The organism is Metabacillus idriensis, from assembly GCF_009674765.1.
GTDB lineage: Bacteria > Bacillota > Bacilli > Bacillales > Bacillaceae > Bacillus_P > Bacillus_P idriensis.
The window spans coordinates 392,501-404,243 of the sequence record NZ_WKKF01000002.1; the positions used below are offsets into that span (position 1 = coordinate 392,501).

13 protein-coding genes are annotated in these 11,743 nt (G+C 40.8%); 12 read left to right on the top strand and 1 reads right to left on the bottom strand.

Annotation, left to right across the window (positions count from 1 at the left end; translation table 11 throughout):
- Window positions 1-36: 36 nt before the first annotated feature.
- The 10 genes from GJU41_RS10160 (at window position 37) to prfB (ending at window position 9,741) form a co-directional block, all read left to right on the top strand.
- Window positions 37-1,167 carry a Tle-like phospholipase domain-containing protein gene (locus GJU41_RS10160; protein WP_154318531.1) on the top strand — a complete coding sequence of 377 codons (1,131 nt, stop codon included), beginning with the start codon at window positions 37-39 and terminating at the stop codon, window positions 1,165-1,167.
- Window positions 1,157-1,465, top strand: a complete 309-nt coding sequence (locus tag GJU41_RS10165) for a hypothetical protein (RefSeq protein ID WP_154318532.1) — start codon at window positions 1,157-1,159, stop codon at window positions 1,463-1,465. Before GJU41_RS10160 ends, GJU41_RS10165 begins: the two co-directional genes overlap by 11 nt.
- A 199-nt stretch (window positions 1,466-1,664) precedes the next feature.
- Window positions 1,665-1,997 (top strand): flagellar protein FlaG, encoded by a 333-nt coding sequence (flaG, locus tag GJU41_RS10170; protein WP_224771393.1) that lies wholly within the window; start codon window positions 1,665-1,667, stop codon window positions 1,995-1,997.
- 14 nt (window positions 1,998-2,011) lie between these two features.
- Window positions 2,012-3,790, top strand: a complete 1,779-nt coding sequence (locus GJU41_RS10175) for a flagellar hook-associated protein 2 (RefSeq protein ID WP_154318533.1) — start codon at window positions 2,012-2,014, stop codon at window positions 3,788-3,790.
- 15 nt (window positions 3,791-3,805) lie between these two features.
- The gene (gene fliS, locus GJU41_RS10180) at window positions 3,806-4,207 is read left to right on the top strand and encodes a flagellar export chaperone FliS (RefSeq protein WP_070878195.1); all 402 of its coding nucleotides are present in this window, start codon (window positions 3,806-3,808) and stop codon (window positions 4,205-4,207) included.
- Window positions 4,207-4,557: a flagellar protein FliT gene (fliT, locus tag GJU41_RS10185; RefSeq protein ID WP_154318534.1), complete on the top strand. Its 351-nt coding sequence runs from the start codon at window positions 4,207-4,209 to the stop codon at window positions 4,555-4,557. Before fliS ends, fliT begins: the two co-directional genes overlap by 1 nt.
- Entirely contained in the window at window positions 4,541-4,903 is a 363-nt protein-coding gene (locus GJU41_RS10190) for a DUF8042 domain-containing protein (protein WP_154318535.1), read from the top strand. Before fliT ends, GJU41_RS10190 begins: the two co-directional genes overlap by 17 nt.
- Window positions 4,904-5,145: 242 nt before the next feature.
- A complete protein-coding gene (hpf, locus tag GJU41_RS10195) occupies window positions 5,146-5,718 on the top strand; it encodes a ribosome hibernation-promoting factor, HPF/YfiA family (protein ID WP_154318536.1) in 573 nt (190 codons plus the stop codon).
- A 352-nt stretch (window positions 5,719-6,070) separates the two neighbouring features.
- Window positions 6,071-8,581 (top strand): preprotein translocase subunit SecA, encoded by a 2,511-nt coding sequence (secA, locus tag GJU41_RS10200; protein ID WP_154318537.1) that lies wholly within the window; start codon window positions 6,071-6,073, stop codon window positions 8,579-8,581.
- Window positions 8,582-8,639: 58 nt separating this feature from the next.
- A protein-coding gene (gene prfB / locus GJU41_RS10205; protein ID WP_133312702.1) for a peptide chain release factor 2 occupies window positions 8,640-9,741 on the top strand; the annotation gives its coding sequence in 2 pieces (ribosomal slippage) (window positions 8,640-8,711 and window positions 8,713-9,741; 1,101 coding nt in all).
- On the opposite strand, the gene GJU41_RS10210 is transcribed toward prfB, so the two are convergent.
- On the bottom strand, window positions 9,728-9,940 hold the full coding sequence (locus GJU41_RS10210) for a hypothetical protein (protein WP_154318538.1): 213 nt from the start codon (window positions 9,938-9,940) through the stop codon (window positions 9,728-9,730). The genes prfB and GJU41_RS10210 overlap by 14 nt on opposite strands.
- 232 nt (window positions 9,941-10,172) lie before the next feature.
- On the opposite strand from GJU41_RS10210, the gene GJU41_RS10215 reads away from it, so the two are divergent.
- Both GJU41_RS10215 and cccB read left to right on the top strand, forming a co-directional pair.
- Entirely contained in the window at window positions 10,173-11,039 is an 867-nt protein-coding gene (locus GJU41_RS10215) for a YitT family protein (RefSeq protein WP_070878185.1), read from the top strand.
- Window positions 11,040-11,092: 53 nt separating this feature from the next.
- Entirely contained in the window at window positions 11,093-11,425 is a 333-nt protein-coding gene (cccB, locus tag GJU41_RS10220; RefSeq protein ID WP_070878183.1) for a cytochrome c551, read from the top strand.
- The last annotated feature ends 318 nt before the right edge of the window (window positions 11,426-11,743 follow it).

An 11,743-nucleotide genomic window follows, 5' to 3' on the forward strand; every position in this document is an offset into this window, starting at 1 on the left:
TATAATATAATTATACCATAGTGATGAGGTGAGACAATGGATACATATAGAATAAGAGACGAATTGTATCATAGGTTGAGCCAGTTCGCTTACAATGACAAGCACATCAAAAAATTCAATTTGAGATTCGAAGATGGAAAACAGAATTGGAGTATTATTGGCAAAGAAGACTTTCTGCTCAATGATGAAGACACTGGATTTAATGCGGTTATATATAAAAACAATAATGAAATTGTGATATCTTTTCGCGGCACAGAAGGTGATCAACTATTCGGAGATGGATGGAAGGATATCGTTGCCGATGTACAGTATGTTGTAGCTAAAGACAAAGTTGATAAGTTTGGACTTAACATGCATACTTCTGGGGATAAAATCAATATTGATTTTCATCAAAAGAATCAATTCAGACAATCTGAGAACTTAGTGGCAGCAGTTAAAGAAAAATATCCAAATGCAAATATCTCTGTTACAGGGCATTCATTGGGTGGAGCCCTTGCATCTTATTCAGCTGCTATGACTGATGTTAATGCCGTTACATTCAACTCGCCTAGTGTAGTTGAATTACTTCCTAAAGAAAAACAAATGCAAGTTGCGGAAGGGAAATTTGATAAGCAAATTGTAAATTATGTTCACCCTAGAGATTCAATCAGTGCCGGTGCTTTCAAACCGTATGAGCGCCACATAGGGTCTACTTATTACATTGGCACCCTTTATGAATATGAGAACACAAATACGAATCCTATCACGAGGTTCTTAAAATCAATCTCTGATGACAATTACCATGCACTTGATCACTATAGTTTTGATGCATTTGGAAATATTAACAATTCGATCTTAACGAACGTCTTAACTGGAAAGGTAAGCTGGCAGTCTCCTAGATTCTTTTCATCCACCGTAGCAAGTATTGAAGTCACTCCTGATGACCTTGAAAACACAGCAAAACAATTAGATGAGTACGTCAGTCGTGTTGAAGATTTATGCCATGATATTAAGAGGTCTGCAAACATGCTGGATAATATTAAGCGCTCTGACTATATCATTGATGAGGTTATTCATTCTGCTCAAGATTTCAATGAATGGTTCAATCAAAGAACCTTAGAAATTAAACATAAATTAAATTCAGCTGCAGTTGCATATGTAGAGGCGGATAAACTACATGGACAATAAGGAATTAGAAGTATTATTAAAAGAACATGATGATCTGGGAGAGCTCAAATCGTCCTATGATTTCTTCATAGATCGAATTAGAGCTGAACAAAACTTGATTAAGAATATTATGGAGAATGTCTATTATTGGAAGACGGGGGAGGGTAAGAAAGCTTTCTTATCTGAGCTTGAGGATTACAATTACCAGTACACGATGAAGATCATTCAGCTGGAATCTACTTATCATGATATTGGACAAGCACAGAAAAATATTAGGTCTAAGATAAATACTAAGTTATCTAATGGACCTAAATTTTAAGTAAATAAGAAAAAAGGAAAGAACAAGATGTTCTTCAATTACTTCGTTAATTGGATCAAAGACTCTAGCCATGCTAGGGTCTTTTTTATATAGATACATCTATTCAACATTTAAGCTGAATTTAAACTTTAAACCTTCAACATCCTATAAATCCAACCGATATAACCATTAGAACATTAATCCCAAGGAGCGACCCACCATGATGATCGAAAAAATGTCATCGCAGCCTGGTCCCCGCATCTCAGAAATTGACACTAACACTATTAAACTTCCAGAACATAAAAAAGAAGAATACATACCTGCATTTCCAAAAGAAGAAATAGAAAAAGTGATAAATGGCATTAATGATTTCTTGCAGCCGGCTAACACACATATTCAATTTCAGCTGCATGAAAAGCTGAATGAATATTACGTGACAGTCGTTGATAATCAAACAAAAGAGATCGTACGAGAAATTCCATCGAGAAAAATGCTCGATTTGTATGCAGCTATGACAGAGTTTCTAGGCTTTGTTGTAGACAAGAAAATTTAGAGAGGTGATACAGAATGGTTCGAATAGGTGGTTTAGCAAGTGGAATGGATATTGATTCGCTTGTTGCTGACTTAATGAAAGCAGAGAGAATGCCTCTTGATAAATTAAAGCAAAACAAACAAACGCTTGAATGGCAGCGGGACGGCTATCGTGAAATGAACAGCCTGCTGTTTGCATTCCGTAATGCGACCTTCGATATGAAGCTTTCCAGCAACTACCGTGCACGGGCAACGAACAGCTCGAATTCTGATAAAGTGACGGCAACTGCTACGAGCTCTGCAAGCACATCTTCCTACTCAATTTCAAAAGTAGACCAGCTGGCATCGGCAGCAACAAAAGTAAACGCTGGTGCCATATCAGCATCCGGATCAAAAGTTGATCCTTCAAAATCTCTTTACGAAATCAAAGATTCCTTTACCAACCAGAATTTTAACTGGCAGACAGGTACGGTGAAAAATCAGACGATTACCGCTGATGCAGATGGAAGTTCTATAAAACTGACATTAGAAAGCGGAGAAGTTCTGAAAAACTACGATAAAGATGCAGTCGTAAAAGTGGACGGGAAATCTTTTACTTTAGTAACTGGCACGCCGCAGGCTGGAGAAGTACAGTTAGACAGTGACGGCAATCTCGCATTCGGAGAGACTGTCAAAAAAGGCAGTACAGTAAAAGTAGATTACGTAATCGACAGCACAGACAATTACATGTCTTTTGATATGCAGACATACACGTCTAAAGGGCAAATCAAAGAAAATTTTCTTATCCGGGGAACAGAATCCTTAAATACCGTTTTTAATAAAATTAACTCATCTCAGCTGGGTGTAACCGCTTTATACGATTCTTTTTCAGATAAAATTACGCTGACTAGAAAAGAAACGGGTGACTTTAACACGGCTGGCAATGAAATCATTACTTCTGCTGGTTTCCTGAACAATGTTTTGAGATTTGGTTCTGGAACGGAGACGGGCGGCCAAAACGCAAAATTCACGGTAAACGGACTATCAACCGAGCGTACATCGAACACCTTTGAAATGAGCGGAGTGACGTTCACTCTAAAAGACACATTCACAGCAGCAGACCCTGCAGTATCAATTAACATCACAAACGACACGAACGCTGTCTTCGACAACATTAAAAAGTTCGTGACTTTATATAATGAAACCATTGCTAAAATCCAGGGTAAAACAGATGAAACACGATACCGTGATTACCAGCCGCTATCGGATGAAGAGCGTGAATCTCTGACAGATAAACAGCAGGAACAATGGGATGAAAAAGCGCAAAGCGGACTGCTCAGAAAAGACTCAATTCTGACTGGTGCACTCAGTCAAATGCGTTCAGATTTTTATTCCACTCTATCAGCCGCATCTGGCACGTCTTTCACTCATTTGTCCAACATTGGCATCTCAACTACTTCAAACTACCGTGAAGGCGGCAAGCTGATCATCGATGAAGCGAAGCTGAAAAAAGCGATTGAAGAGAACCCTGAAGGTGTTGAGAAGCTATTCACAAGCAACGGTGCGACAAGCGGTGAAAAAGGGATTATCACAAATCTCTATGACAACTTGAAGACTACAATGGACAAGCTGAATGCCAAGGCCGGAACTTCAAGCTCAACAAGCCAGCAGTTTACAATCGGCAGAAACCTTTCATCGATTGACAATCAAATTTATCGGTTTGAAGACCGGTTAACGCAAGTGGAAGACCGTTATTGGGCGCAGTTCACGGCGATGGAAAAAGCGATTCAGCGTTCGAATGATCAAATGAATTATCTTATGCAGCAATTCGGTTAAAAAGGAGTAATGAAAATGGCACTTAACAACCCTTATCAAGCGTATCAGCAAAATTCTGTGAGTACAGCTTCACCGGGAGAATTAACGCTGATGCTTTATAATGGCTGTCTTAAGTTTATTAAGCAGGCACGCCAGGCAATTCAGCAGAAAAATACGCAAGAGAAAAACCTCAATCTTCAAAAAGCACAGCGGATTATTCAGGAACTGATGATTACGTTAAATCCTGAGGCTGCTGTATCAGAATCGATGATGTCGATGTATGACTATATAAATCGTCGTTTAGTAGAAGCTAATATATCAAACGACTTGGCCATTCTTGCTGAAGTGGAAGAGTATGTAACGGAGTTTCGCGATACGTGGAAGCAAGTGATTCAATCAACCCGCAAGCAGCAGTTCGGTCAAGGCGGGCAAGTCTAGTGAGTGCTGTGAACAAATTGCATCAGCTTACGAAGCAATTGCTGTCAGAAGTGCACGGTGCAGCGGATAAAGACATGAGAGACAGCCACATCGTTAACATCCAGGAGTGGATTGAGCAGCGTGACGGCCTGATCCATCAGCTGAAGCCTCCGTACAATCGTGAAGAAAAGCAGCTTGGCAAAGAGATTACCGAATGGAACGCCATCATTCATGACAAGCTGAATCTGCTGAAACAGGAAATTAAAAACGATATAACCAAGCTTAGAGTTCAAAAAGCATCGAATCAGAAGTATGTTAATCCGTATCAGAACGCATCAGTGGACGGGATGTATTATGATAAACGCAAATAAATCCCTCACACAAAGTGAATATGAGCTCTTTTATGCCTATAATGAGCTGCTGAATTGTATTGAGGAGGACTTGACCTTTTTGATTCAGAGCTTTGCATCCATGGAGTGCACAGAAGGCGAGTATGTCATGGATGATCTTGTGGATGCGTTCATCCAAATAGATACGACACATTCCGGCATGTTTCACCTGGCAGGAGATGATGAGTATCTCCAAAATCAGATACTCTTATTTGATCAGATCATTGAAGAATTGAAGCCGTTTACATTGAATAAGGACGATGCGTTTTCATTTCAAATTTTTATTAAAGAAGAGCTTTCGGTCCTGTTCCTCCAATGGAAAAGGTAGGTTCAGGCATACCTTATGCCATACCTCCTACAGTAATCTCATCTGCATCCGGATGGGATTTTTTCTGTAGAATAAATAAAGATTCTCCGGCATATTCTATTCACATCCTTCTAGGGCAGTCGTTCAGCCGCAATCTTCAACAAATTTCACATCCTTTTAACATTATTTTTACGTTTGAGCAGGAATAGTAGAGGGAAAAGAAGAATTAAGTTTACATATCCTTTACAAAGGAGGAGTTCATTTTGAAATATAACGTCAGAGGCGAAAACATTGAGGTAACTCCAGCTTTAAGAGAGTATGTCGAGAAGAAAATCGGCAAACTGGAACGCTATTTTGAGGATTCAATCGAAGCAAACGTAAATGTGAATTTGAAATTCTACAATGATCAAGAATCAAAGATCGAAGTGACGATTCCAATGACCAATTTAGTGTTGCGTGCTGAGGAATACAACGAGGATATGTACGCTGCCATCGATCTTGTAACAAACAAGCTTGAGCGTCAGATCCGTAAACATAAAACGAAAGTAAACCGCAAATTGCGCGAGCAGGGTTCTGCTAAATTCATGTTCGCTAATGGAACAGACGAGCCGGAAGGTGCACAGGCACAAACGGCTGTTCAGGAAGAAGAAGATCAAATTCAAGTTGTCCGCACAAAGCGCTTTAACTTAAAGCCAATGGACAGTGAAGAAGCGATTCTTCAAATGAACATGCTGGGCCATAATTTCTTCGTTTTCACAAATGCTGAAACGAACACAACGAATGTGGTTTATCAGCGTAAAGACGGTAAATACGCGATTATTGAACCAACTGAATAATATAAACCATCCAATGCAGTCCGTTCTTTGAGCGGGCTGCATTTTATTGTGTCCGGATTTTGTCCTGGTCTTATTTTTTGCTCTTTTCTTAAAATTTGTTGCTTATAGACAAAATGTTAAAACTTTAAGTGGAATGAAGCGGAAGGAACGTCCAACATTTATCCTGAAAGACAACAATCCATATTAAAACAGCCTATTTTTTTTACTGGAAACATGCTTTTTTCGTGCATACCCGATATACTGTTGAAAACATTAAATATATGGTAAAATAGATAATAGTTTTGAAATTTCTAGCGGGTTCTCATGAATACTGTTCATGTATGGCACTTCATTAGACAGAGGAGCGTATAAAATGCTTGGAATCTTAAATAAGGTGTTTGATTTTAACAAACGTGCATTAAATAAATATGAAAAAATGGCTAATCAAATAGAGTCGCTTGCATCAGATATGGAAAAGCTTTCTGATGAAGATCTAAAGGCGAAAACACAGGAGTTCAAAGGGCGCATTGCAAAAGGAGAGAGCGTCGATGACCTTCTGACTGAAGCATTTGCAGTCGTACGCGAAGCTGCAAAGCGTGTTCTTGGCTTATACCCTTATCCTGTTCAGTTAATGGGGGGTATTGCCCTTCATGACGGGAATATCTCTGAGATGAAAACTGGGGAAGGTAAAACGTTAACTTCCACAATGCCTGTTTACTTGAATGCTCTATCTGGAAAAGGCGTTCATGTTGTAACAGTCAATGAATACCTTGCAAGCCGTGATGCTGTTGAAATGGGCAAGCTGTATGAATTCCTTGGTTTAACAGTAGGCTTAAATACAAACGGCCTTTCAAAAGAAGAAAAGCGTGCAGCTTATGCGGCTGATGTCACGTATTCTACTAATAATGAATTAGGCTTTGATTACTTGCGCGATAACATGGTGCTTTACAAAGAGCAGATGGTTCAGCGTCCGCTTCATTATGCTGTCATCGATGAAGTTGACTCCATCTTGATTGACGAAGCGCGTACACCGCTGATTATCTCCGGCTCTGCTGCAAAGTCAACCATGCTTTATGTGCAGGCAAACGGTTTTGTCCGTTCTCTTAAACGGGATGAAGATTATACGTTTGATGAAAAAACAAAAGGCGTTCAGCTGACAGAAGACGGAATGTCCAAAGCTGAAAAAGCATTCCATATTGAAAATCTTTTTGATCTTACACATGTTTCATTGAATCATCATATTAATATGGCATTAAGAGCGCATGTTGTGATGCACAATGATGTAGATTACGTAGTTGAAGATGGAAATGTTGTCATCGTTGACCAATTTACAGGACGTTTAATGAAAGGCCGCCGCTACAGTGATGGTCTTCATCAGGCGATTGAAGCTAAAGAAGGTCTTGAGATTCAAAATGAGAGCATGACGCTTGCAACGATTACGTTCCAGAACTACTTCCGCATGTACGAGAAGCTTTCCGGTATGACGGGTACAGCGAAAACGGAAGAAGAGGAGTTCCGCAACATTTACAACATGCAGGTTGTTGCGATTCCTACGAACCGTGATGTTGTCCGTGATGACCGCGCCGATCTTGTTTACCGTTCAATGGAGGGCAAGTTTAAGGCGGTTGTGGATGATGTAACGACTCGTTATTTTGCAGGGCAGCCAGTATTGGTTGGTACAGTCGCTGTTGAAACGTCAGAGCTTATTTCTAAGCTTTTGAAGAAAAAAGGTGTTCCTCATAATGTTCTGAATGCGAAGAACCATGAGCGCGAAGCCGAAATTATCGAGAATGCGGGTCACCAAGGTTCCGTTACAATCGCAACAAACATGGCAGGACGCGGTACGGATATCAAGCTTGGACCTGGTGTCATAGAGCTTGGCGGTTTAGCCGTTATTGGGACAGAACGCCATGAATCACGCCGTATTGATAATCAGCTCCGCGGACGTTCTGGCCGTCAGGGAGACCCTGGTGTGACTCAATTCTACCTTTCAATGGAAGATGAATTGATGAGACGATTCGGTTCTGAGAATATGATGGCGATGATGGATCGTCTCGGCATGGATGATTCACAGCCGATTCAAAGTAAAATTGTTACCCGTGCGGTTGAATCTGCGCAAAAACGTGTTGAGGGCAATAACTTTGATGCGCGTAAACAGCTTCTGCAATATGACGATGTTCTTCGTCAGCAGCGTGAAGTCATTTACAAGCAGCGCTTTGATGTTATTGATTCAGAAAACCTTCGCAGCATCGTTGAAGGCATGGTGACATCAACAGTTGAGCGTGTTGTTGCGATGTACACTCCTAAGGACGAGCTTCCTGAGGAATGGAATCTTGAAGGACTGCTTGATTATCTGAATGCCAATCTTCTTGAAGAAGGCATCTTTACAGTGAATGATTTCAAAGGAAAAGAATCTGAAGAAATCACTGAGCTAGTGCTTGAGAAAACAAAAGCACGCTACAGCCAAAAAGAAGAAGCGTTCGGCGAAGAGCAGATGCGCGAATTCGAAAAGGTTATTCTGCTTCGTGCGGTTGATACGAAATGGATGGATCATATTGATGCAATGGATCAATTGCGTCAAGGTATTCACCTTCGCGCATATGGTCAGACAGATCCGCTTCGCGAGTATCAAATGGAAGGCTTTGCAATGTTTGAAAACATGATTGCATCGATTGAAGAAGATGCTGCAAAATATATCATGAAAGCAGAAATCCGCAACAACCTTGAGCGTGAGGAAGTTGCAAAACCACAGGAGGCCACACACCCGAAAGAGGGAGACGAGGCGCCTAAGAAAAAACCTGTGAAAAAGCAGATGGAAATTGGCCGAAATGAAGCATGTGTATGCGGAAGCGGCAAAAAATACAAAAACTGCTGCGGTAAGTAAATCAGGAAAGAGAGGTGTTAAGCACCTCTCTTTACCCCTATTTTAGAGGAGAATTATTATGGAACTTGCAGATATCCGGAACGAACTTGAAAAAATGGCTAAGAAATTAGCGGCTTTTAGGGGGTCTCTTTGACCTCGATCATAAACAGGCTCGCATTGATGAGCTAGATGAAATGATGTCCCATCCGAATTTCTGGGACAGTCAAAGCGAAGCACAGGCAGTTATTAATGAAAGCAATGCTTTAAAAGAAGCGGTCAACCAATTCAATGAAATGAACGAAACACATGAAAATCTCGAAATGACTCATGAGCTTTTAAAAGAGGAGTTTGATGCTGAACTTCACGCTGAGCTTGAAAGTGAAGTAACAGACCTGACAACAGCTATGAGCGAATTTGAGCTTCAGCTCCTATTAAGCGAGCCTCATGATAAAAATAATGCGATTCTTGAGCTTCATCCAGGTGCTGGCGGAACGGAGTCCCAGGACTGGGGTTCCATGCTGCTCCGCATGTATACTCGCTGGGGCGAAAAGAAAGGCTTTAAGGTTGAAACACTTGATTATCTGCCTGGTGATGAAGCTGGCATTAAGAGTGTCACGCTTCTTTTCAAAGGTCATAACGCCTACGGTTACTTGAAAGCGGAAAAAGGGGTTCACCGTCTTGTCCGTATTTCACCATTTGATGCATCAGGCCGTCGCCATACATCGTTTGTATCTTGCGAAGTGATGCCTGAATTCAATGATGAAATCGACATTGATATCCGCACAGAGGACCTTAAAATTGATACGTACCGTGCGAGCGGTGCCGGCGGTCAGCATATCAATACAACTGACTCAGCCGTCCGTATCACACATGTTCCAACCAATACGGTTGTGACATGCCAAACTGAGCGCTCCCAGATTAAAAACCGTGAGAGAGCCATGAAAATGCTTCAAGCAAAGCTTTATCAGCTGAAGCTTGACGAGCAGCAGGCAGAGCTTGACGAAATCCGCGGAGAACAAAAAGAAATCGGCTGGGGATCACAAATCCGATCTTACGTCTTCCACCCGTATTCACTTGTAAAAGATCACCGTACAAGTACGGAGAGCGGAAACGTCCAAGGTGTCATGGACGGCGACCTAGATCCATTCATTGATGCATACTTGCGTTCTAAACTTTCATAAAGAAATGAAGCAGCTGTCCTTTGGGCGGCTGCTTTTTTATGTTGATATGATTTGCACATTCGTGTCTTGCTTTTTCGACTTTAGCAGGTGTCTGGAAAAAAGAAAGTAAATGAATCAATTCGCCAAGTATTTCTACTATTTTTGCAAGTAAAAAACGCTTTTCGGCAAGTATAGTTCCAATTTCGGACAGTAAATCCATATCAAACCTTATTACACTTGAAATTCTATAATAAACCAGGGGAGTTCAGAGATTTTAACTGTTTCGACTTAAACTAAATATGGCTAAATCCTTCATCTATAGTAAAAACTAACTCCAACCCTTTACCTCTTTAGCACTTTATACCACTGTTATTTACAGCTTGTTCAGCCGGGTGCTATACTCTGTAAGGTTATGACAAAAAACAAGTGTTTTCATAGATGGAGGATACAAGATGTTTCAGCGTAAACGCACTCGTACATACAATCCTGTTTTAGAAAAAATCACTTCTTATTTATTTATTTTACTCGGTTCTGGAATCGTTGCCATTGCCTTTAATTTGTTTCTCCTGCCTAACCGCATAGCATCCGGCGGAGTGAGCGGCATCAGTACGATTACCGATTCGTTATTTGGATTTGAACCTGCATATGTTCAGTGGGCTTTCAACATTCCTTTATTTATTGCTGGAGTTCTGCTCCTGGGCAAGCAATTTGGTTTAAAAACATTGATAGGAACCATTTTCCTTCCATTTGTCGTCTTTCTAACGAAAGATATGGCGCCTGCGACCACAGATCCTTTGCTTGGAGCGATTTTTGGGGGAATCGGGGTAGGCCTCGGTCTCGGTCTTGTTTTTAGAGGGAAAGCCTCAACAGGAGGGACAGACCTTGCGGCACAGATCATTCATAAGTTCACGGGGCTCTCTCTCGGCACATGTGTAGCTTTAATAGATGGTCTGATTGTGCTGACAGCAGCGGTTGTTTTTGATATTGAACTTGGTCTTTATGCACTTGTAGCTCTTTATGTTACCAGCAAAACGATCGATATCGTTCAAGTTGGGCTTGGGCGTTCTAAGATGACAATGATCATTACGAATCAGGAAGAAGAAGTCAGAAAGGCGATTCTCAGTGAAATTGACAGGGGAGTGACCAAACTGTCTGCATTCGGAGGCTACACGGATAATGAACGGCCGATTTTGATGTGTGTCGTCGATCAAACAGAATTCACCAAATTGAAACAACTCGTAAAAAGCATTGATACGTCTGCGTTTGTCGTCGTTATGGATGCTTCTGATGTGCTCGGTGAAGGTTTCAAGAGGGCGTAGATAGGATATAATAGAAATGTATTTTATATCCTTATTTGAGGAGGATTTTGGCAATGAAAACAAAACTATTCGCACTATTATTTGGAACATCACTTGCGCTCGCAGCATGCGGAGGCGGAGATAATGCCGGAGAAGAGCCGAAGGACGATACAGGTTCAAAGGATACGGCAAAAGCTGAAGAAATCGTACAGCAAAACTGCATCAGCTGTCATGGGCAGAATCTTGAAGGCGGCGGCGCAGCACCAAGCCTTGAAAAAGTTGGCGGTAAATATGATCAAGAGAAAATTGAAAGCATTATTAATAAAGGTCAGGGCGGAATGCCTGCCGGTCTTATTAATGAAACAGACGCAGCTGTCGTAGCAGAATGGCTGGCTCAGAAAAAGTAATTTGCATACAAGGCCAGCCAGATGATATGGCTGGTTTTCCTGTTTTTCTTCCCCTTTTTAACCTAATTTCATCCAATCCGCAAGTAAAACCTTTCGACACTCAGAAAAATTTACCATTATTTAATCCCTAAAAAAAGATTGTCTTATTAGTCAGAAAGTTCTAATATTTAGATTAAAGCGCTGCCAATGGCTCTAACATTGGAACTATAAATGATTGTAAATCGATAAAATTCTACAATTTACGACGTTGAAATGAAACTGTAATATTTTTAAGTCTATTTTTGCCGAACTTTGATGTTATAATATTTTTTGTGGGTA